General features: G+C 73.4%; 16 protein-coding genes. 10 read left to right on the top strand and 6 right to left on the bottom strand.

Features of this window, described 5'->3' with window-relative positions; all coding sequences use genetic code 11:
- Window positions 1-73 precede the first annotated feature (73 nt).
- The 5 genes from DEI88_RS06800 to DEI88_RS06780 are packed head-to-tail and all read right to left on the bottom strand — an operon-like array spanning window position 74 to window position 6,714.
- Window positions 74-1,327, bottom strand: coding sequence for a hypothetical protein (locus tag DEI88_RS06800; protein ID WP_111071742.1), 1,254 nt, complete (start codon window positions 1,325-1,327; stop codon window positions 74-76).
- Window positions 1,327-2,715: a hypothetical protein gene (locus DEI88_RS06795; RefSeq protein ID WP_111008714.1), complete on the bottom strand. Its 1,389-nt coding sequence runs from the start codon at window positions 2,713-2,715 to the stop codon at window positions 1,327-1,329. Before DEI88_RS06795 ends, DEI88_RS06800 begins: the two co-directional genes overlap by 1 nt.
- Window positions 2,712-4,067: an O-antigen ligase family protein gene (locus DEI88_RS06790; RefSeq protein ID WP_111071741.1), complete on the bottom strand. Its 1,356-nt coding sequence runs from the start codon at window positions 4,065-4,067 to the stop codon at window positions 2,712-2,714. The genes DEI88_RS06795 and DEI88_RS06790 overlap by 4 nt, the downstream gene beginning before the upstream one ends.
- Entirely contained in the window at window positions 4,064-5,467 is a 1,404-nt protein-coding gene (locus DEI88_RS06785) for a Wzz/FepE/Etk N-terminal domain-containing protein (protein WP_111008712.1), read from the bottom strand. Before DEI88_RS06785 ends, DEI88_RS06790 begins: the two co-directional genes overlap by 4 nt.
- Window positions 5,464-6,714, bottom strand: a complete 1,251-nt coding sequence (locus DEI88_RS06780) for a transferase family protein (protein ID WP_111008711.1) — start codon at window positions 6,712-6,714, stop codon at window positions 5,464-5,466. Before DEI88_RS06780 ends, DEI88_RS06785 begins: the two co-directional genes overlap by 4 nt.
- A gap of 271 nt (window positions 6,715-6,985) precedes the next feature.
- Between DEI88_RS06780 and DEI88_RS06775 the strand changes: the two genes are divergently transcribed.
- The 8 genes from DEI88_RS06775 (at window position 6,986) to DEI88_RS06740 (ending at window position 17,703) form a co-directional block, all read left to right on the top strand.
- On the top strand, window positions 6,986-7,960 hold the full coding sequence (locus DEI88_RS06775; RefSeq protein ID WP_111012565.1) for a glycosyltransferase: 975 nt from the start codon (window positions 6,986-6,988) through the stop codon (window positions 7,958-7,960).
- Window positions 7,961-8,239: 279 nt separating this feature from the next.
- The gene (locus DEI88_RS06770) at window positions 8,240-9,709 is read left to right on the top strand and encodes a sugar transferase (protein WP_111071740.1); all 1,470 of its coding nucleotides are present in this window, start codon (window positions 8,240-8,242) and stop codon (window positions 9,707-9,709) included.
- A 16-nt stretch (window positions 9,710-9,725) separates the two neighbouring features.
- Window positions 9,726-12,131, top strand: coding sequence for a glycosyltransferase (locus DEI88_RS06765; RefSeq protein ID WP_111071739.1), 2,406 nt, complete (start codon window positions 9,726-9,728; stop codon window positions 12,129-12,131).
- A gap of 11 nt (window positions 12,132-12,142) precedes the next feature.
- Window positions 12,143-13,282, top strand: a complete 1,140-nt coding sequence (locus DEI88_RS06760) for a glycosyltransferase (RefSeq protein WP_181441194.1) — start codon at window positions 12,143-12,145, stop codon at window positions 13,280-13,282.
- Window positions 13,279-13,914: an acyl carrier protein gene (locus DEI88_RS06755; RefSeq protein WP_111008706.1), complete on the top strand. Its 636-nt coding sequence runs from the start codon at window positions 13,279-13,281 to the stop codon at window positions 13,912-13,914. Before DEI88_RS06760 ends, DEI88_RS06755 begins: the two co-directional genes overlap by 4 nt.
- The gene (locus DEI88_RS06750; RefSeq protein WP_220037454.1) at window positions 13,911-15,095 is read left to right on the top strand and encodes an acyl-CoA dehydrogenase family protein; all 1,185 of its coding nucleotides are present in this window, start codon (window positions 13,911-13,913) and stop codon (window positions 15,093-15,095) included. Before DEI88_RS06755 ends, DEI88_RS06750 begins: the two co-directional genes overlap by 4 nt.
- A complete protein-coding gene (locus tag DEI88_RS06745; RefSeq protein ID WP_111012569.1) occupies window positions 15,092-16,036 on the top strand; it encodes an amino acid--[acyl-carrier-protein] ligase in 945 nt (314 codons plus the stop codon). Before DEI88_RS06750 ends, DEI88_RS06745 begins: the two co-directional genes overlap by 4 nt.
- Window positions 16,036-17,703: an alpha/beta hydrolase gene (locus DEI88_RS06740; RefSeq protein ID WP_111071737.1), complete on the top strand. Its 1,668-nt coding sequence runs from the start codon at window positions 16,036-16,038 to the stop codon at window positions 17,701-17,703. The genes DEI88_RS06745 and DEI88_RS06740 overlap by 1 nt, the downstream gene beginning before the upstream one ends.
- 91 nt (window positions 17,704-17,794) lie before the next feature.
- Here DEI88_RS06740 and DEI88_RS06735 read toward each other — a convergent pair whose 3' ends face one another.
- Window positions 17,795-18,274, bottom strand: a complete 480-nt coding sequence (locus DEI88_RS06735) for a peroxiredoxin (RefSeq protein WP_111008703.1) — start codon at window positions 18,272-18,274, stop codon at window positions 17,795-17,797.
- A gap of 266 nt (window positions 18,275-18,540) precedes the next feature.
- Here DEI88_RS06735 and aceE point away from each other — a divergent pair, with 266 nt between their 5' ends.
- Both aceE and DEI88_RS06725 read left to right on the top strand, forming a co-directional pair.
- A complete protein-coding gene (gene aceE, locus DEI88_RS06730; protein ID WP_502866975.1) occupies window positions 18,541-21,303 on the top strand; it encodes a pyruvate dehydrogenase (acetyl-transferring), homodimeric type in 2,763 nt (920 codons plus the stop codon).
- A gap of 16 nt (window positions 21,304-21,319) precedes the next feature.
- Window positions 21,320-22,537: a PucR family transcriptional regulator gene (locus tag DEI88_RS06725; protein ID WP_181441200.1), complete on the top strand. Its 1,218-nt coding sequence runs from the start codon at window positions 21,320-21,322 to the stop codon at window positions 22,535-22,537.
- The last annotated feature ends 16 nt before the right edge of the window (window positions 22,538-22,553 follow it).

Here is a 22,553-nt window from a genome sequence, read left to right as displayed (position 1 = left end):
AGCGGCAGGCCCAGTGTACCGAGCGCTCGGGTCCCGTGAGGCTGCGCGGACCGGTCCTCCGTCGACACCCGCCCTACCCCTCGCCCTGGGCAGCTGCAGCCGCGGCGAGGTCCCGCACCACGTCGTACGCGGGCTTCGCGGTCCCGTCGGTGTCGCGGACCCCGAAGTTGTCCTCGGGGTCGCGGGCGCCGGTGTCGAGGTCCTGGTACGAGTAGATGACGATCGGGCCGGCCCACGCACGGGCGCCCCAGATCCGCGCCCCGACCGCCAGGTACCTCGCCTGCTGCGCGTCCGAGACGCCGCGATCGCTGTTCGTCGGGAACCCGAACTCGGTGGCCCACATGGCCTTGTCGGCGTCGCCGTTCGCCACCATGACGGCGCGCACGTCCGTCGCTCCCTTGAACCAGTTCCACGCGACGTCCGCGGTCGGCGGGTCGGGCCAGGAGTACGGGTGCATCCCCACCGCGTCGAGGTACGGACCGCCTCCGGCCGCGTAGACGCCACGGAGGAAGTCGGGTGGAGACCACGTGCCGCCGCCGGTCTTGCCCGGGGCGAGGCCGGTGGAGATCACGCCGACCGTGACGCCCGCGGTGATCGCGGCGGCACGGAAGGCACGGGCACCCGGGACGAGCAGGTCGCGGGTGTACGCCTGCGGTGACATCCCGGTGATGTTCACCTCGTTGCCGATCTCGACGGCACGCACCCCGGCTGCGAGCATCGGGGGCGAGGCACGGTCCATGAAGGCCGCGAAAGCCGGCCCGCATCCGCCGGGCGCCGAACTCGCCCACCCCGGCACGCCGGTGAGGACCGGGAGCACCGTGAGGCCGTGCGCCGTCGCCGCCCGGTAGACGGCGAGCGTGTGGGTGAAGTCGTACGAGTCCGGACCGGACGGCTCGATCGCCGCCCAGTTCAGGTCGAGCCGGACGATCGTCGCGCCCGTGGCGGCGATCCCGCGGAACAGCGTCGTCAGCCGCGCCGAGCCGAGGGTCATCGGCTGGTCGCCCTGGGTGAACCCGAGTCCCCCCATCCGCCGCAGGGCGTCCCGGGAGGCGCGGGTCGAGCTGTCGACGGCCGTGCCGGACCGCACCTGCGCGCTCGGCGCCGAGGCCGACGCCGACGGGGCGGCCGCGTCGTCCGCCGGGACGGAGCCGTGGTCACCGCAGGCCGACAGGGTCGACGCCGCGCCGGACGTCCGGTGCACCCACACGGCGCCGACGCCGACGAGCACGACGAGGGCCACCCCGCCCGCGACGAGGTACGCCCATCGGTGGCGGCGGCGTGCCCTCGTCGGGCGGTGCGCCCCGTCGCCGGGAGCGTGTGCCGCCATCAGACCTCCGGCACGACGATCGGGGCGACGGCCCCGGATCCGGCAGGCGGGAGGCCCGGTGCGGCGGGCTCGGTGGGCTCGGGGGCGTCGAGCAGCACGATGTCGGACTGGACGTCCGCGTGCCGCGGCATCGCCCGCACGAACACGGTGGTCTGGTACAGGACGGTGACGATCCCCGTCACGACGAACCCCGCGGCGAGGGCGTCCGCCGCGCCGATGAGCGCGGTGAGCAGGACGGCGAGGAGCCCGGCGCCGAACCCGATGAGGGAACCGCGGCTGATGACGCCGACGCGGTCGACGGCCACGAGCGCGACGCTCGTCATGTAGCTCCCGAGGACGCTGAAGCCCATGAACGCGCCGAGCATGAGTCCCGCGAACGCGGGCACCTGGACCTGGCCCGCGGTGAGCAGACCGCTCGCGACGGGCAGCAGCACGGTGTAGACCACCCAGGCCAGCACCGAGATGACGAGGATCGCGGCGAGCGAGCGCCGGAGAGCGCGGACGAGGGCACGTCCCTGCTGGGACGGGACCGCGGCCTGCATGTACTGATGCACCGGCTGCATCGCCATCGTCGCGAACCGCAGGAGCTTCTCGTTGAGCGCGTACAGCGGGAGCTGCGCCGGGATGAACCGCGCGACGATCACGAGCACGAGCGGGTAGTACGCGGCGACGGCGACGGCGACGGCGACGCCGTGGCGCTGTTCGCGGATGACCCGCCACGCGCCGGCCGCGTCGTGGACCCCGCCCGCGGGCCGCCGCACTCCGCCGAGGAGTCGCACGGACACGATGACGAACGCGGCGAGTGCGCCGGCGAGCTGCAGCGCCGAGAAGGCGATGAGCCCACCGCCCAGGGCGAGCGCGCCGACCCCGAGGACCGTCCCGACCACGCGCGGCACGGTGTCGGCCCAGAACAGCGCCACGGGCTCGCGTCGGCCGATGAGGGCCCACGTGCCGGAGAGTCCGCCCGCCGCCATCGCCACGCCGGCGACGACGGCGGCCAGGTGCGCGGTCGGCGCGATGACCCACGTCACGCCGACCGTGATGGCGAGGACGGGGACGAGCACGATCAAGCGGGCGACGATGGAGTCCCAGTAGGCGACGGCGTGCTCGCTCCGCGGCATCATCGCGATGCGGGCGGGCCCGGTGATGCCCCACCCGAACATCGTCAGGACGCTGAGGGACGACCCGACGGCCTGCCCCAGCGCGACCGCGGCCCAGGAGTGGGCGCTCGTGAGGGTGACGATCACGGGGATGGTGACGATGCTCGACGCCCCGGACACCACGACGGTCGCGAAGAACCAGCCGAAGGTGCGGATGCGGCGACCGACGCCCTCACTGTCGACCCGGGCCTCCCGGCGGGTGCGTCCGTCAGTCTCGGTGGTGTTCACAACGGCCTCCTGGATGAACGGGGTGCGGGAACGGTGACGGGCCCGGTGTCGACGGCGCGGGCGTGGGAGCCCGATGCGCCGAGGACGAGCATGACGATCGACATGGCGGACGTGTACTCCCAGAGCTCGACGAAGAAGAACCCGACGAGGACGCCGATCCAGATCGTCACGGCGAGCGCGGCGCGGCGGTTGCCGCGGCGGCCGGCACGGTACAGCGCGACCGCGACCGCCAGGAACAGGACGATGGCGAGCACGCCGCCCACGCCGAACTGGAGCCACATCGAGATGTAGTAGTCGTCGGTGAAGACCTGGAGCGCGGAGCCCTTCGCCTGCGACGCGGCACCGGCGAATCCCAGTCCGCGTCCGAAGAACCGCGGTGACGCGGCGAGGAGCTGTCCCCAGACCGCGAAGCGCTCCAGGAGACTCCCCGCGTTCCCGAGGCCGACGGCCAGGAACCCGATCACCGCGAGGAGACCCCCGACGGCCGCTGCGACGCGGACCCATCCGGCGACGACGCCGCGAGTCAGGAACACGGCGGCCGCGATCGCGACCACGAACACGACGATGCCCGTGCGGTAGGTGCTGAAGACGAGGCACGCGACCCCGGACGCGATCGCGACGATCCGCCACACGCGGTCGCGTCGGGCGTCCTCGAGGGTTCCCCACCAGAGCAGCGCGACCGCGCCGAGCACCCCGGCGAACGCGCCGAGCTGGTAGTTCGTGCCGAACGTCCCCATGGCGCGGAGCGTGGTGCCGATGTTGCGGATGTTCGTGCCGTAGGACAGGCCGGTCAGGGCCAGGAGCCGGTCGGACCCGAGCGCGGACTCGATGCCCGAGACGACGGCGTTGACGGCGAGCAGCGTGGTGAGCACCCGGAGCACCGTCCGGACCGTGCGCGCCGTCATCGTCGATGCCAACAGGGCGACGAGCAGGGGGATGAACACGTACCGCAGGCCGCTGAGCCACTGCGCGGACGGCAACTCGAACACCGCGAGGACGGTCGCGGGCAGGACGAGGGCCACCATGCCGAGCACCGGCCACCCGACGCGTCGGTCGATCCGCCCACGGAGGACGGCGACCAGTGCCGCGAGGATCGTCGCACCGAGGACGGCCATGTTCACCGCGGTGGCGCTGTGCACCGTGAGCAGCAGCGGCAGGGTCACCCCGTCGGCCGCGGCGGCGAAGCAGACCGCCACCGCGGGTACGAGCGCGACGAGCGGCAGCGCCACGAGGAGCACGATCGCGGCGGGTTGCGCCACGGCGGCGGCGCCGAGGCCGACGGCGGCCACGCTGCCGACGCCCACGACGGTTGCTCCGCGGCGACGGGAGCGCAGGGCCTCGCTCGTGCTCATGCCCCGGACGGTGCGGTCGCCGCGATGGACCGGCGGGCCGCCGCGTGCGCGGACGGGACCCGGACGTGAGCGGGGACCCGGACCGCCACGACGCCGAGGACCTCCTGCCCGCTCGTCCAGAGCCGCTCCACCACGGCGCTCAACGTCGGCGTGGTGACCTCGCCGATGCCGACGACGAGCACCACGGCGGTGGCGATGCGGGCGGCCGCGAGGGCCTCACTGAAGCCGTTCGCCGGCGGCGTGTCGACGAGGACGACCTCGGCGCTGCCGTGCAGATGGTCCACGACCGGCTGCAGGTTACGGGCGGTGAACACGTCGCCCGCATCGGACCCGCGGCCGCCGGGGACGACGCTCAACGCGGGGAGCGACGCCGGGCGGAGCAGGACGTCCGACAACTCGGCACGGCCGTTCACGACGTCCACGAGGCCGCGCTCTCCGCGCACCGCGAGTCCGGCCTGGAGGTCGGACGACCGGAGGTCCATGTCGAGCACGGTCGTCGGGACACCGGCACGGGCGAACGCCGTCGCCACGTCGGCGACGACGGTCGTCACGCCCTCGCCCGTCGTGCTCCCGAGGAACGTGATGGTGGGCCGGTCGCCTGCCCGGGCGAGGAGCGACTCGCGGAGGTCACGGACGGCCTCCGTCCAGGCGGGGACCGACGACCGGTCGTGCCAGGCGCGGGCCGGGAGGCGCGGGAGCCGTCCGATGACCGGTGCGTCGGCGATCGCGGCGGCCTGCTCGGCGCTCCGGACCCGACGGTCGGCCGCGCCGAGCGCGAGCGCGATGCCGATCCCGACGATCAACCCGGCCACGAGCCCGAGGAGGACCACGACGAGTCGCCCGGGGCTGGTCGGACCGGTCGGGGTGGTCGGCACGCTGACGGTCGAGAGCCGGAGGTCCGCGGGCGTCGTGTCCCCGGACGCCCCGGCCGTGGCGGTGCTGGTACCCGCCGCGCTCGTGGGTGAGAGCAGGTCGGGTGCGACCTGGATGAACCGGTTCGTGACCGCCGCGGCGAGCGCACGGGCGGCGCGCGGGCTGCCCGCGTCCGCCGTGACGGTGATGATCGCCGTGTCGGTCCCCGCGGTCGCCGAGACGTCCTTCGCGAGGGCGGCGACCCCGGTCGACAGGTGGAGCTGTTGGATGACGGGCTCCAGCACCGACGAGCTCGTGATCGCCGACGTGTAGGTCGGCAGGACCTGGCTGATGTACGACGCGCCCTGTAGGCGGTCCGTCGTGCTGCCGCTCGAGCGGATCGTCACGAGCACCTGCGACGACGAACTGTACGTCGGGCTCGCGGTGGCGCTGTAGACGGAACCGCCCACGACGCCGAGGACGACGGCGACGAGCACGAGTGCCCAGTGCCGGAGGACGGTGCGGACCGCGTCGGGTGCGCTCATCATGCGTGGTGCTCCTCTCGCACCCGAGCGGCCGGGGTGACGGCGGCTCGGAGCGACTGTTCGAATCGGTCCTGGTCGATGATCCCGGTCTCGTCCCAGAGGGCGATCGAGGCCTCGGACCCGACCAGCGACATCTGGACGTACGGGTTCGCGACGTGCCCCGGGTGCACGAGGATCGTGCCCAGGAGCGGGGTCGCACCCGGTCGCCAGACGGCGTCCGGGATGAGTGAGGGGAAGACGGAGAGGGCGACGTCGAACTGCGTGCGGATGACGTCGCCGGACGGGATCGGGAAGGGGTGTCGCACGCGGTCGCGGACCAGGCCGACGACGTCGCCGACGAGGGCCGCGAGCGGTGCCCGCGTCTCGATCGCCCGGCGGACCTGCTCGTGCACCGAAGCCGCGTCGCGTCGCATCGTCCGGAGCCGACCGATCGGGTACGACGTCGAGAACGGGCCCTGGACCCGCTCGCCGCGGGGCGCCCAGCGACGGAGGTCGACGTTCATCCGGATGGTGAAGTCGGTCGTCGGCGGGACGGCGTCGGCGATGGCGTCGAGCACGGCGGCCGACAGCTTCATGCCGCGCGTGGTGCGGCGCCCGGCTCCGTCGACCGCACGGGCGTCGAGCGTGCGCAGTTCCTGTTCGTCGAGCTGGACGGTGCGGAACCCGCGGAGGCGCCGTGCACGGTCGACGGCGAGCCCGCCGGGTACCTGGGGGTCGGGTGGCACCTGTCGCTCCGCGTCCCGCCGGGCCGCCCGGGCGAGACGGAGCGGGCCGGGACGGTCGAGCCCCGCGACCCGCATGGTGGCGGCCAACGGCCGCCGGGTCGGCGGGCGCACGGTGCGCCCCTCCGGCTCACCCGCGGCGATCGCGAGCACGCGCCGGATGTGGTGGCCGCTGGAGGCGCCGTCGAAGAGGTCGTGCGGCACGAGGACCGCGATCAGTCCGCCGGACACGAGCATCCGGATCGGGAGGACCGCGTAGCCGGCGTCGAGGAGGTGCGTCGCCATCTCGGCCGGTTCCAGGCCGTCGACGGCGACGTCGAGGACGTCGTCCGCGAGCGAGTCGGCGGCGCGGCGGGAGACGTGCCCCCAGGCCCGGTCCGGACGGTAGGCGCGACGGAGCTCGCTGCCGTCGTCGCTGATCAGGTGTCGGTGGAGGGCGTCGGGCAGGGCGTCGATGACGTCCTCACGGACGGGACCGAGGACCACGACCAGGTCGAGTTGGTCGTGGAGCCGCTCACGAATGGGCATGGGTGGGCGCCGTTCGGGTATGGAGCCGGGCGTTCGGGTACGCCACCGTCGGTTCGCTCGACGTCAGGCTGCGGGGTTTCGGGTCCTCGCCGCGAGTCGTGCCCTGGGTTCGGGGTCCGGGGCACCGTGGTCGTGACGCCGGTTCGGGGCGGCGTCAGCGGGTTGACTGGCTCGTCGTGGCTGCGACAATAGCGAGGCTCAGCGCCGATGTCCAGTACCCGTCCGGCTCGTGCGCCGACCCTGACCCGAACCCGAGAAACGCGAGACCCGAATGTCGCACCTCCCGACCATCTCCGTCGTCGTCCCGTCCTACCGACGCCTCGACCGCCTGTCCGACATGCTCGACCACTGGCTCCGACAGGACCTCGACGAGCTCGTCGTCGTGCTCGACGGCCCGCACGACGGGGCGGAGGCCGCGCTCGCCCGGGCGACGGCGGACCCCCGCATGCGCCTCATCACGCTCCCCGAGAACCGCGGGAGGTCGATCGCGCGCTCGGTCGGGCTCGAGGCCGCCACCTGCGACGTCGTGCTCGTCGCCGACGACGACGTCCTGCCGCTCGAGGGGCTGGTCGAACGCCACCGGGCCTTCCACGCGGAGCACCCCCGCAGCGCCCTGCTCGGCTACATGCCCGTGCGTCTGACACCCCGTCGGGGCCGCGACGAGGCGGCGACCCGCATCTACGCCCGCGACTACGAGAACCAGGTCGCGGTCTGGCGCACCGGGGACGCCATGACGCTGCTGACGTCCTTCTGGGGTGGCAATGCGAGCATCCCCCGCGACCTCTACCGCGAGGCCGAGGCGTACCGGCCGCCGGTGGAGCTCGGCTACAACGAGGACCTCGACCTCGGGCTCCGGCTCGCGGCCATCGGCGCGGGCGCCGGCTTCGACGAGCGTGCCGCGGCTCGGCACCTGCACACCCGGGGCATCGACGCGTTCGTCGCCGAGTGCGTCGTGCGCGGCGAGGCCGTCGCGGATCTCGAGGACCTGTGGCCGGAACTCCCCGGCCAGCTCGGTGACCTCGTCGTCGTGCCGGCCACCCACGGGCGCCTCGGGCGGATCCAGCAGCACATCGGCGACCGCGACACGCCCGGGACATCCGAGTCGATCATCCGGATCGCGTACCGAGTCGCCGGCGTGTTCCGCGCGTGGCGCCTCCAGGACGCCCTGGCCCGGTTCCTCCGCCGTGCCATGGCGATCCGGGGGTACCGACTGCGCCGCGCCCTCCACCCGACGCCGGTCGGCTGACCGACGGCGACACGCCGCTGGACGCCCGTCCGGGTCAGGAATCCCGTCACGGTTGCTTGACGCTCGCGAGCCGGGGCAATACCGTGACCAGCACGCGGAACCCGAATCCGCTCGACCCTCGGTTACCCGGCCAGGATCGACCCTCCGACTGCTCAACCGCGTCGTGCCCCGAACACGACCGCGGACCCGTCGTTCCCGAAGACGACGAGTGCGTCGGCGATCGTCGTCCCCGAACGGATCGCCGTCGGTCACCTGTTGACCCGAAGAGCAGGCTCACCCATGTCGAATGCAGTGTTCGACGCGCCCGGCAACCCCGACCCGGACGCGCCCACCGCTGAATCCCCCATCTGGACGGATGCCCCGCACGCCGTTGCGGTGCCCGACCGGTCCGCCGAACGGCTCCGTGCCGTGGTGGGTCTGACGGACGCCGTGCTCGTCGTGGCGGCACTCGGAGCCTCGATGCTCGTACCCGACCTCTCCCGCTCCACGATCTCCCGCATCGCCCTGCTCGCAGGTGTCGCCGTGGTCTGGATCGTGTGGCTCGCGGTGTTCGAGCGACGTGGCCTCCTCGGGCTCGGCAACGGGAACCACGGTGTGGGGGCGATCCTCACCGCGACGGCTGCGTCCGTCGCGACCCTCGCCCTCGCATCGTGGTCCACCGGGATCGACCTCCGTGGCGTCGGCCTCCCCTGGGCCGTCGCCGCGGGGGTCGTCCTCCTCCTCGTGGCCCGGCTGTCCTGGGTGCGGTGGATCCGACGGGAACGACTCGCGGGCCGCCTGCGCCGCCGGATCGTCCTCGTCGGCTCCCCCGCCGGCATCGCCGAGGCCACCGCACACCTCTCCAGCCGTGTCGCCGCCGGGTGGGACGTCGTCGCATCGGTCGTGCCCGCGCCCGACGCCCTCGACGTCGACCTCCCCGTGCGCGTCGCCGAGGCGCTCGACGCGACCGGGGCGGACCTCGTCCTCGTGACCGGGGCCGACGCCCTCACTGCGGACCGGGTCCGGAAGCTCAGCTGGGACCTCGAACACCGCGCGTGCGAACTCGTCGTCGCCCCGACCATCGTCGACGTCGCGACCGGGCGGCTCCGGAGCGAACGCATCGCGGGTCTGTCCGTGCTGCACGTCGCCGCGCCCACCTACACCGGGCCGCAGCGCGTGGTGAAGCGGGCGACGGACGTCGTGGGCTCCCTCCTGTTGCTCGCGGCGCTCTCGCCGCTCCTCCTCGTCGTCGCGATCGCGGTCCGGACCACGAGCGCCGGCCCGGTGTTCTACCGGCAGGAGCGGATCGGCGCCGGGCACCAGGCATTCGACATCCTCAAGTTCCGCTCGATGGTGACCGACGCCGACGCCCACCTGCACAAGCTCCTGGCGGCGCAGGGCACCAGCGACCGGCCCCTGTTCAAGATCGCGGACGACCCCCGGCTGACCCGGATCGGGGCGTTCATCCGCCGGTACTCCATCGACGAGCTGCCCCAGCTCGTCAACGTCCTCCGCGGCGACATGAGCCTCGTCGGTCCCCGCCCCCAGCGGCCCGCCGAGATCGCCCTCTACGACGCCAGCGCACACCGACGTCTCAAGGTGCGCCCCGGCATGACCGGCCTCTGGCAGGTGAGCGGCCGCTCCCGCCTGTCGTGGCAGGAAGCCATCCGCCTCGACCTCGACTACGTCGAGAACTGGTCCCTCGCCCTCGACCTCGGGATCATCTGGCGCACCGCTCGTGCCGTCGTCGGTTCCGACGGCGCCTACTAGGAAGGAACGACGAGTCATGCCCGGACTCATCGTCCACGAGTGGATCGGCCGTTCCGGCGGGTCCGAGAAGGTCCTCGACGCCTTCGCCCGCATGTACCCGGACGCGGACGTGTTCTGCCTCTGGAACGAGGCGCCCGACCGCTTCGCACCCGGACGGGTCACCGAGAGCCTCCTCGCTCGCACCCCGCTCCGCGGTCGCAAGGCCCTGGCGCTCCCCGCGATGCCCGCCGTGTGGCGTCGGCTCCGCGCCGAGGGGTACGACTGGGTGCTGTCGAGCTCGCACGCGTTCTCGCACCAGGTCGTCGCCCACTCGGCCGTGCCCGCCGACCGGCACTTCGCGTACGTGCACACGCCCGCCCGGTACGTCTGGACCCCGGAGTTCGACGGCCGCGGGAACGGGCTCGCGAGCCGGATCGCCGCCGTGCCGCTCCGCGTGACCGATCGGCGCCGCGCTGCGGCCCATCGGAACATCGCGGCGAACAGCGCCTTCGTGCAGGGCCGCATCCGCGACACCTGGGGCAAGGACTCCCGCGTGATCCACCCGCCGGTCGAGGTCGCCGACCTCCAGGCCGTGTCCGACTGGCGGGCCCTGCTCGACGACGACGAACGCCGCGTCCTCGACGCCTTGCCGGCCGGTTACGTGCTCGGGGCCTCCCGGTTCATCCCCTACAAGCGACTCGACCTCGTGATCGCGGCCGGCGAGGCCGCCGGGCGTCCCGTCGTGCTCGCCGGGGGCGGCCCGGAGCAGGCGGCGCTCGAGGCCCACGCCGCGGCGGCGCGTGTGCCCGTCCGGTTCGTGCTCGACCCGTCCGACCGGCTGCTCCGGGCCGTGATGGCGCAGGCGGCCGTGTACGTGTTCCCGGCCGTCGAGGACTTCGGCATCATGCCGGTCGAGGCGATGGCGCTCGGCGTCCCGGTCGTCGTCGGACCGACCGGCGGCGCGACCGAGTCGGTCGTCGACGGCGTCACGGGCGCGGTGGCGTCCGGCCTCGGCGCGCACGAACTCGCGGCCGCCGTCGACCGTGCCGTCACGGTCGACCCCGACGCCTGTCGCCGACGGGCGCGGGACTTCGGCGCCGAGCGGTTCGCCGACGAGGTGCGGGACTGGATGCTCCCGGTCCTCGCCGGTGGCACGGCGGCGGCGCTCGTCACGGCGGGCTCCGGCGTGCCGATCGCCACGGCCGCGACGTCCGCCCCGGCCTGGTCGGTGACCCGGCACGGCCTGACCGCCGTCGCGAGGGACGAGCCGGCCGACACGGCGTCGGCCCCGCTCCGCCCCGGTGCGCGGCGGTCCGAGCACGACCTCGACGACGAGCCCCTCCTCGCGGTGCCGGTCCCCGGCCGCGGACCGCGTACCGGCCGCCGCGGTCGGCGCTCCCGCGTCGGCGCCCGCATCGTCGTGAACGGCGCCTTCCGCACCCAGCGGGTGACAGGGCAGCAGCGGTACGCGACCGAGATCGCGGATCGGCTGTCAGGCCTCCCGGACGTCCGCGAGACCGCGGCCGGCACCGGTGGGGACCGGCCGATCGCCGCCTGGGCCCGAGCCCAGTCCGCCGGCGTCGGCCGGTCCGCCGACGAGTACCTGCTCACGCTGACGAGCCGCGGTCCCGCGCTCGCGGCCCGGCACGTCGTCGTCGTGCACGACCTGTTCGTCCTCGACCACCCGGAGTGGTTCAGCCGGCGGTACGTCGCGACGCACGCGCCGGTGCTGCGGACCCAGCTCCGCTCGGCCGCCCTCGTGGTCGCGGTGAGCGAGCCCATCGCGGGGCGCGTCCGGGCCCTGCTCGGCCCGGGCACCCCGGTCGTCACGGTGCCGAACGCGCCCGCGGACCCGTTCCGCCCCGGCCTCCCGGTGCCCGAGTCCGCCGGTGCGCGTGAGGCCGCCGGACGGTACGTGCTCGCCGTGGGCAGTGACGACCCGCGCAAGAACACCGCCCGGCTCGTCGCCGCGCACGCCGCGCTCCCGGAGGCCCTGCGGACGACGCACCCCCTCGTGATGGTCGGCGGCGGGAGCGCGATCTACGCGCGCACTGACGCGGACGACCGCGGGGCGCTCCGCCTCGGGTACGTCGACGACGCCGAGCTCGCCCGCCTCTACGCCCACGCCGCGCTGGTGGCGTTCCCGAGCCTCGACGAGGGCTTCGGCCTCCCCGCCGTCGAGGCGTTCGCCGCCGGATCGGACGTCCTCGTCTCGGACGTGCCGGCCCTGCGCTGGGTGTGCGGTGACGACGCCACCTACGTGGACCCGACCTCGACCGACGCGATCCGCGACGGGCTCGCCGCCGCGCTCACCGCGCCGACCGCTGCCGACGAGCGCACCCGCCGGGCCGCGACGATCCGCGACCGGTTCTCGTGGGACCGCAGCGCCACGCTCCTCCACGACGCGGTGACGCGCCTGGTCCGGGCGGGAGGCGCGGCATGAGGATCGCACATGTGTCCAGCTCCCTGCTCAGTCCGTTGGGCGGCGCCGAACAGTACTGCCTCGCACTCGCCGGAGCACAGGTCCGGCGCGGGCACGACGTCACCGTCGTCACCGGATGGGTCGACGACGGCGCCCGCGCCCTCGTGGCCGCGACGGGCGCACGGCTCGTCGTCGTGCCCGGACGCCGTCCCTACTCCCCGGACCGCCAGGGCACGGGCCGCCTCGCCCGGGTCCGGTTCCACGCGGCCGAGCTGCGCGACTCCCTCCGTCCGACGGCCATCACCCGTTTCCTCGAGGACGGCGGGTTCGACGCCGTGCACGTCCACCGGTTCTCCGGGTTCGGGGCCGCACCGTTCCGGCTCGCCGGTCCGCGGGTGGTGCACACCGCGCACGACTTCACGCTCGTCCACACGTCAGCGTCCCTGACGCGCGGCGACGCCCCGATCGACCACGTCGGTCGGGTCCAGGGGCTCCGATCGCGCGTCGTCGCCGCTGCCATCCCGCGCGACGCGACGCTCATCTTCCCCAGCGAGCGCACGCGCGACCGGCACGCGGAACGCGGTTTCCGACTCGACGCCCACCGGAGCACGGTGCTGCCGCACGGTTGGTCGGCGCCCCGGGACGCCCCGCCGCGGAGCGAGTCCGACGTGCTCCGCGTCCTGTTCCTCGGCAAGCTCGCCGAGCACAAGGGGATCCCGCTGCTGCTCGACGCGTGGGGCGCCGGCGTCCCGGGCGCCACGCTCACCGTCGGCGGTGACGGCCCCCTGCGCGACGCCGTGTCGGCGGCCGACGCGGTGGTCGCTGCCGGCTGGCTCGACGAGGCCGGGCGGGCCCGCGCCCTCGCCGAGACCGACCTGCTCGTGATGCCGAGCCGGTGGGCCGAGAACTTCCCGATCGTCGTGGCCGAGGCCCTGCTCGCCGGGGTGCCCGTCCTCACCACGACCACGGCGTCACCCCCGCTCGTCGTGGACGGCGACAGCGGCCTCGTCGTGCCGCCCACCGCCGCCGCGCTCCGGGGCGCGATCGAACGACTCGTCGACGACCGCGCGCTCCGCGCCGCACTCCGCGCGGGAGCGACCCGTCGCGCCGAGGAACTCGACATGGACCGGCACGTCGACCGGGTCCTCGAGCACTACGGAGCGTCCGCATGAGCCCCCGCATCCGGGTCGGCACGGACATGATCGCCGTGCAGACGGTCGCCGCGAGCATCGACCGGTTCGGCGACCGCTACCTCGACCGCATCCTGTCGCCCAGGGAGCGGCTCCAGTGCCACGACGAGCCGCACCGCGTCGCCGCGCGCTTCGCCGGCAAGGAGGCCGTGGTCAAGCTGCTCCGCCCGGCTCCCGACGAGCCGGTGCTGCCGCACGACGTCGAGATCCTCAGCCTGCCGAGCGGCGCACCCGTCGTCCGGCTCCACCACGCCGCCCGTGACCGATCGGTCCGCGAACGGCTCCAGTCCGTGAGCGTCTCGCTCACCCACGAGGGCGGATTCGCCGCCGCGACCGCCGTCTCCGTCATCCGGGGGAAGGAACACCAGCCAATGTCCACGATCATCCGCGAGGTCCTCGAGCGCCACGGCCACCTCTCCGTCCCCGTCGCCCAGGTCCTCGACACCGACGACCTGTACCAGGTCGGCCTGACGTCACACGCGACCATCACGGTCATGCTGGCCGTCGAGGAGGAGTGCGACATCGAGTTCCCCGACGAGGCGCTCACCCGCAGCACGTTCGCCACGATCGCGTCGATCGAGGCGGTCGTCCGCGCTCAGGCGGTGGCAGCGTGACGGTCCTCCCCGACGTCCGCGCCACGGACGTCGTCTCCCTGCACGACCGCGCGGTCGAGGCCGCGGGCGTCGCCGCCGAGTGGGCGGACCGGATCGACGCCGAAGGGCGGTTCCCGAGCGAGTCCGTGGCGGCGCTGCGCCGACTCGGACTGCTCGCAGCGGTCCTCCCGGTCGATCTGGGCGGCGAGGGCGCCACGCTCACGGAACTCGCCGACGTCGCCACCGTCCTCGGCGGTGCCTGCGCCTCCACGGCCATGGTGTTCGCGATGCACGTCGGGCAGGTCGCCACGCTCGTCCGCCACGGCGGCACGAGCGTCGCCGCCGCCCGGCTCCTCGCCCGGGTCCGGGACGAGGGCGCCCTCATCGCGTCGGCCACGACCGAGATCACGACGGGCGGCGACACCGGATCGAGCGGCTGCTCGGTCGAGGCCACCACCTGCGGCGTGCGTCTCGCCAAGGAGGCCCCGGTCATCTCCTACGGTCTCCATGCCAGCGCGGTGCTCGCCACCGCGCGCCGGACCCCGGACAGCCCGCCGTCCGACCAGGTGCTCGTGGTCTGCCCGGCCGAGCGCACCGAACTCGTGCGTCGGAGCGGCTGGGACACCCTCGGCCTCCGCGGCACAGCGAGCGAGGGGTTCTCGCTGACCGCCGAGGTCGACGCGGACCACGTGCTCGCCCAGCCCTTCGCCGAGATGTCGGCGCAGACCATGACGCCGGTGTCGCACGTGCTCTGGGCCGCGGCGTGGCTCGGCATGGCCCGGAGCGCCACCGAGACCGCCCGAGCGTCGGTCCGTCGCGCCGCCCGCAAGGCCCTCGGCACCACCCCGCCCGCAGCACTCCGCCTCGCCGAGGTCGAGCTGCGCGTGCAGTCCCTGGCCGACACGATCGAGGCGTCCGCGCGACGGTGGGAGGCGGCGGCGAACGAGCCCGCCGTGCTCGAGTCCGTGGCGACGGCCCGCTGGGTCAACGGCCTCAAGGTCACGGCGAGCGAAGCCGTGCTCGACATCGTCTCCCGCGCGCTCGTGATCACGGGCATCGCGGGGTACCGGCTCGGAGACCCGTCGAGCCTGGGCCGGATCGTGCGCGACGCGCACGGCACCGCCCTCATGGTCGGCAACGACCGCATCCTGCACCACAACGCCAAGATCGCAACCATCAGCAACGGAAGGTCGAACCCGTGACCGACACGACAACAGCACCGCAGACCACCGACCTCGACGCCGCCCGCCTCGCGTTCCGCGACGAGCTCGTCGACGCCGGCCTCCTCGTCCCCGCCGGGGAGCCCGGCCTCTTCGGCCGCAACGGCACGTTCGACGACGTCGTCGACGCCGTCGACCGGTACATCACGCTCGGGTTCGCCGAGCTCGCACCGGAGCGGATCCGCTTCGCCCCGGTCATCGCCCGGTCCGCCTTCGAGCGCACCGACTACGTGGCCTCGTTCCCGCAGCTCACGGGTGCCATCCACACGTTCACGGGCTCCGACCGCGACCACGCCGCGCTCCTCGCCGCGCGTGCCGCGGGCGAGGACTGGGACCGGTTCCTGCACCCCGGCGAGACCATGCTCGTGTCCGCCGTGTGCCACCCGCTCTACGACCACCTGGCGGGCCAGCAGGTCGACGGTCGCGTGTTCGACGTCGTCGGGTACACGTTCCGCCACGAGCCCTCCGACGACCCGATGCGGCTCCAGTCGTTCCGCATGCACGAGTTCGTCTACGTGGGCGGCGAGGACGACGCCAGGACCTTCCGCAACACGTGGAGCGAGCGCCAGGCCGCGATGCTCGCCGCCCTCGGGCTCGACGTCACCCGCGTCCCCGCGAACGACCCCTTCTTCGGCCGCGCCGGCAAGTTCCTCGCCGCGAACCAGCTCACCGACGAGCTGAAGATCGAGGTCACCGTCCCGATCTACCCCGGGCTCTCCGACGGCACCGCGATCGCCAGTGCGAACAGTGCGGCCGACCACTTCGGCGCACCCTTCGGGATCACGACCGCGGACGGCACCGTCGCCCACACGTCGTGCATCGCGTTCGGCATGGAGCGGATCACGCTCGCCCTCTTCCGCACGTTCGGGACCTCGCTCGCCGACTGGCCGGTCTCGACGCTCGACCAGCTGTCGCTGCGCTGATGCCGGCGCTCGACACGTGGCTCGGCGGTGGGGCCGTGCTCGCGACCGTCGAACGCCCCACCCGGCCCGGTTCCACCGGGGTCGTCGTCTGCCCACCGTTCGGGCACGAGCACGTCCTCGCCTACCGGACCGAACGCCTCCTCGCCGCGCGACTCGCGGACCACGGCATCGCCTCCGTGCGCTACGACCACCCCGGCAGCGGGGACTCCGTCGTCGCCGCGACCGCGACGTCCCATCGTGACGGCGCACGGCTCGCGGCCGAGGCGCTGCGCACCGCCGGCTGCACCCGAATCGTGTACGTCGGCCTCGCGTCCGGGGCCCTCGTCGCGGCCGCGGCCGCCGACGACGACCCGGACGCCGCGGGGCTCGTGCTCTGGGACCCGCCGCGGTCCGGACGCTCCTGGCTCCGCGCGGCACGGGCACTCGCCGCGGTCTCGGTGGCGGGGATCGACACCAGACCCGGATCGGCGGTCACCACCGCCCACGACGGCACGGTCACCGTGGTGGGTGCGGACATCCCCGCCGACCAGGCAGCGGCGATCGGGGCCCTCGGGTACCCGACCGGACCGGCCGACCGCATGCCCGTGCTCGTGGCGGTGCGGAACGACGGGGACCGCCGTGTCCCGGCCGGGTACGACCGGGACGGCATCGACATCGTGCGGGTCGACGGGCACGAGGCGCTCCTCGGCGTGTCGAGCCTCTCCGCGCGCATCCCCGCCGCGAGCGTCGACGCCGTCGGCGAGTGGGTGACCCGCCGTGTGCCGCCCGAGCCCGTCCCGGCGCCGATGGAGCTCGTCCCGACCGAGCGGGCGGTCGTCGACCAGGACGTCGAGGAACACCTCGTCCGCATCGGACCGGACCACCTCTTCGCCGTCGACACCAGGCCGCGGCACGGCGACGACGCCCCGACCGTGGTGCTGCTCAACGGTTCGTCCGAACACCGCATCGGCGTCACGCGCCTGCAGGTCGCCCTCGCTCGACGACTCGCCGCGGCCGGCATCCGGTCCGTCCGAGTCGACCGTCGGGGCACGGGCGAAACCGGGCCCGTCGTCGCCGACGAGCCGAGCCTGCTCTTCACCCAGGAGTGGATCGACGACGTGAGCCACGTCCTCGACCACCTCGCGCTCCCGGCCGACCGGGTCGGGATCGTCGGACTCTCGGTCGGCGGGTGGTTGGGCCTCCGGGTCGCCGCAGGCCGTGCCGGGTTCGTGGTCGGCCTGAGCCAGGCGGACTACCGGTCCCGCCCCGCAGCACCGGGTGCCGTCGCGGCCGAGGACGCGGAGGCACGGCCCCACCTCCGCACACGCCGTGACGCGCTCGTCGCCGCCGTCAAGCGGCACCTGCCGTACCGCGTGGCGTTGGCGCTGGCCCGGCGTGGACACCTGCAGTTCGTCGAACCCGTCGTCCGCGGGCCGCTCGCGGCCGGCACCGACGTGACCCTCGTGCTCGGCCCGGGCGACGGTGCCGTCTTCCGGGCACGGGGCGGCGCCACGGCAGCCCACCGGCTCGCGCACCTGCCCGGGACGCTCCGGGTCGTGGAGCTCCCCGAGGCCGACCACGCGATGTTCGGTGCCGCGACGCGCGAGGCGGCCACGGAGGCCGTGCTCGCCACCGCCGTCGCGGCCTTCGTCCAGGACCCGTCCGTCCGGCAGGCCGTGGGCGTCTGACGACCGAGGGGCCGTGCCGGGTCGGCACGGCCCCTCGGCGCACGGCCCCTCGGCGCACGGCCCCTCGCCGCACGGCCCCTCGCCGCAGGGCTCAGGCGGCGGCGGGTGCGGGCGTCAGGCGATCGAGCGCGGCTCGGTACTCGCTGACGTCGCGGGCGAGCCCCGGCTCGGTGATGATCGAGGCGCGGATCCGACCGTCGGTGTCGATGACGAACGTCGCGCGGTTCGCGAAGCCCTTCTTCTCGAGGAAGACCCCGTACTCCTTGCTGACCGCACCGTGTGGCCAGAAGTCAGCGAGCAGCGTGAAGTCGTACCCGTTCGAGTCGGCGAACGAGCGGAGCGTGGCCTTCGAGTCGACGCTGATGCCGATGAGCTCGACGCGGTGGTCGGCGAACATCGCGATGTTGTCGCGGAGCGCGCAGAGCTCGCTCGTGCAGGTGGAGGAGAACGCGAGCGGGAAGAACACGAGCGCCACCGGACGCACGCCGCGGAAGTCGCTGAGGCGGACGTGCTCGCCGCGCTGGTCCGGCAGTTCGAAGTCGGGAGCGAGGGAACCGATCTCGAGTGCCATCTGGCGTGCTTCTCTCTGGGTCTGCCCCGGTCGCGGGACGGCATGGGTCCCGGCTGCATCACGCGCACACCCGGGCGGGCGCGCGCACGACGTGAGATCCTACGCCGACGGCACGCGAACGCAAGCGCGGTGCCCGATGCGCGTGCGCTGGCACCGAGCCGCGCGAGCGCGTCGGACGCGGGAACTAGAGTGGTCTCGCCCATCCACGCGTCGTGACCCGGCGACGGATGCATCGACATGTCCACCACGAACGAACGAGGTCAACGGTGACGGTGAACGACCAGGACCCCCAGCGTCAGCCATGGATCGCGGGTGCCGACACCCAGGACCAGGACCCGGAGGAGACCGCCGAGTGGCGTGAGTCCCTCGACGGCCTGGTCGCCGCGAACGGCCACGGCCGGGGGCGCGAGGTCATGCTCAGCCTGCTGCAACGCTCGCGCGAGCTCCACCTGGGCGTGCCGATGGTCCCGACCACCGACTACGTCAACACGATCGCGCCCGAGAACGAGCCGGAGTTCCCGGGCGACGAGGACCTCGAGCGCCGCTACCGCCGCTGGATCCGCTGGAACGCCGCCATCACGGTGCACCGCGCCCAGCGCCCCGGTGTCGCGGTCGGCGGCCACATCTCGACCTACGCGTCGAGCGCCGCCCTGTACGAGGTCGGCTACAACCACTTCTTCCGCGCGCAGGACCACCCGTCCGGCGGCGACCAGGTCTTCTTCCAGGGCCACGCCTCCCCCGGCATGTACGCCCGCGCGTACCTGGAGGGCCGTCTCAGCGAGGACCAGCTCGACGGCTTCCGGCAGGAGCACTCGCACCAGGGCGGCGGACTGTCGTCCTACCCGCACCCGCGTCTCATGCCCTCGTTCTGGCAGTTCCCGACGGTCTCGATGGGCATCGGGCCGATCAACGCGATCTACCAGGCGCAGCAGGCCAAGTACCTGACGAACCGCGGCATCAAGGACGCCTCGGAGCAGCAGGTGTGGGCGTTCCTCGGCGACGGCGAGATGGACGAGGTCGAGTCCCGGGGCCAGCTGCAGGTGGCGGCGAACGACGGCCTCGACAACCTGAACTTCGTCATCAACTGCAACCTCCAGCGCCTCGACGGCCCGGTGCGCGGCAACGGCAAGATCATCCAGGAGCTCGAGGCGTTCTTCCGCGGTGCGGGCTGGAACGTCATCAAGGTCGTCTGGGGTCGCGAGTGGGACGACCTCCTCGCCCGCGACACCGAGGGCGCGCTCCTCAACCTGATGAACCGCACCCCCGACGGTGACTACCAGACGTACAAGGCCGAGAACGGCGCGTACGTCCGCGAGAACTTCTTCGGACGCGACCCGAAGGCGCTCGCACTCGTCGAGGACTACACGGACGACCAGATCTGGAACCTCAAGCGCGGCGGCCACGACTACCGCAAGGTGTACGCGGCGTTCAAGGCGGCCTCCGAGCACAAGGGCCAGCCGACCGTCATCCTGGCCAAGACGGTCAAGGGCTACGGACTCGGTCCGAGCTTCGAGGGCCGCAACGCGACCCACCAGATGAAGAAGCTGACGCTCGACAACCTCAAGCAGTTCCGCGACGAGATGCGGATCCCCGTGTCGGACGCGCAGCTCGACGAGAACCCCTACCTGCCGCCGTACTACCACCCCGGACACGACGACGAGGCCGTGCAGTACATGCACGAGCGTCGGCGCGCCCTCGGCGGGTACGTCCCGGAGCGCCGGACCAGGTACACGCAGGTGACGCTGCCCGACGACGGCCGCTACGCCATCGCCAAGAAGGGCTCGGGCAAGCAAGAGGTCGCGACGACCATGGCGTTCGCCCGCCTGCTCAAGGACCTGCTCCGCTCGCCCGACTTCGGCGACCGCGTCGTGCCGATCATCCCGGACGAGGCCCGCACGTTCGGCATGGACGCGTACTTCCCGACCGCGAAGATCTACAACCCGAACGGCCAGCACTACACCTCGGTCGACCGCGAGCTCCTCCTCGCCTACAAGGAGAGCCCGCAGGGACAGATCATCCACGTCGGGATCAACGAAGCGGGAGCCCTCGCGGCCTTCACCGCGGTCGGCACGTCCTACTCGACGCAGGGTGAGCCGCTCATCCCGGTCTACGTCTTCTACTCGATGTTCGGGTTCCAGCGCACCGGCGACGCCCTGTGGGCCGCTGGCGACCAGATGGCGCGCGGGTTCCTCATCGGCGCCACCGCGGGCCGCACGACGCTGACGGGTGAGGGTCTGCAGCACGCCGACGGCCACTCGCTGCTCCTGGCGTCGACGAACCCGGCCGTGGTCGCGTACGACCCCGCGTACGGGTACGAGATCGCACACATCGTGCAGTCCGGACTCGACCGCATGTACGGCACGAACGAGGACGGCTCGCCGAAGCACGCCGACCCGAACGTCATGTACTACCTCACGGTGTACAACGAGCCGCTCGTCCAGCCGGCGGAGCCGGAGCACGTCGACGTCGACGGCATCGTGCGCGGCATGTACCTGCTCAAGGCCGCCGAGCACGACGGCCCGAAGGCGCAGCTGCTCGCGTCCGGTGTCGCCGTGCCGTGGATCCTCGAGGCCCAGCAGCTGCTGGCCCAGGACTGGGGCGTCTCCGCCGACGTCTGGAGCGTCACGAGCTGGAACGAGCTCCGTCGTGACGGCCTCGCCGCCGCATCGGACGCCTTCCTCCACCCCGAGGAGCAGCCGCGCACGCCCTTCGTCACCGAGAAGCTCCAGGGCACGCACGGCCCCGTCGTCGCCGTGAGCGACTGGTCGCACGCGGTTCCCGACCAGATCCGCGAGTTCGTCCCGAGCGACTACGCGACGCTCGGAGCCGACGGCTTCGGGTTCTCGGACACCCGTGCCGCCGCGCGTCGGGTCTTCCTGATCGACGGCCCGTCGGTGGTCGTGCGGACACTGCAGCAGCTCGTGCGTCGCGGTGAGATGGATCCGTCGGTGGTCCGTCAGGCGATCGACAAGTACCGCCTGTGGGACGTCACGGCCGGCACGACCGGCAGCGCGGGCGGCGAGAGCTGACCCGCCCGTGAGCGCACTGCGCGCCGATGCCCTGGGCCGGGCGGGCGACCGGGGACGGACGCTCGCCTGGCTCCGCCAGGTGTCGGGCGAACTCGCGAGCGCGACCATCAAGCGCCTCGAGGACACGCTCCCCTGGTACGGGGAGATGCCGCCCGGCCGCCGGTCGGCCGTCGGCCTGGTCGCACAGGCGGGCATCACGTCGTTCATCGCCTGGTTCGAGGACCCCGCGGCCACTCCGTGGATCGCGGCCGACGTCTTCGGCGCGGCACCGCGCGAACTGCTCCGGTCGGTGAGCCTGCAGCAGACGCTCCAACTCATCCGCGTCGTGGTCGAGGTCGTCGAGGACCGCGTGAAGGACGGCGACGACGGCCTGCAGGAGGCCATCCTCCTGTACTCCCGCGAGATCGCGTTCGCCGCGGCGGACGTCTACGCCCGGGCCGCGGAGGCACGCGGGCTGTGGGACGCCCGACTCGAGGCCCTCGTCGTCGACTCGATCCTGTCGGGCGAGTACGACGACGAGCTGCCGAGCCGGATCGCCGCGCTCGGCTGGCACGGGCACGGCGAGGTCGCGGTGCTCGTCGGCACCGCGCCGCCGCAGCTCGAGGTGGACACGATCCGTCGGACCGCCCGGCACCTCGACGCGGACGTCCTGATCGGTGTGCAGGGGGCGCGCCTCGTCGTCGTGATCGGCCGGGCCACGCCCCGGGACGACACACCCGAGGGCGAGGAACCGACCTCGTTCACGACCATCGCCGAGGCCCTCGCACCGTCCTTCGGCGACGGACACCTGGTCCTCGGCAACGAGGTCCCGGGTGTCGTCGACGCCTCGACGAGCGCCAAGGCCGCCCTCGCCGGCTTCGCGGTGGCCCGTGCCTGGCGGGGCGCGCCCCGACCCGTGCTGGCCGACGACCTGCTGCCCGAGCGTGCCCTCGCGGGCGATCCCCTGGCGCGGACGGCGCTCGTCCAGCGGATCTACACGCCGCTCAAGGACCAGTCGGGCGAACTCCTGCAGACCCTCTGGTGCTACCTCGACACGGGACGCAGCCTCGAGGCAACGGCGCGGGAGCTGTTCGTCCACCCGAACACGGTCCGCTACCGGCTCCGGCGGGTGGCCGACGTCATCGGGTGGGACGCCACCCACGCCCGCGACGCGCTCATCGTGCAGTCGGCGCTCATCATCGGGGCGATGTCGGAGTCCACGGGCCAGCGACGACGCCGACCGCCACGGCGCTGACCGACACCGTCCCGGC

This window comes from Curtobacterium sp. MCBD17_003 (assembly GCF_003234885.2).
Taxonomy (GTDB): Bacteria; Actinomycetota; Actinomycetes; order Actinomycetales; family Microbacteriaceae; genus Curtobacterium.
Note: the sequence above shows the minus strand (reverse complement) of the source record. Positions and strands in the feature narration are given on the sequence as shown.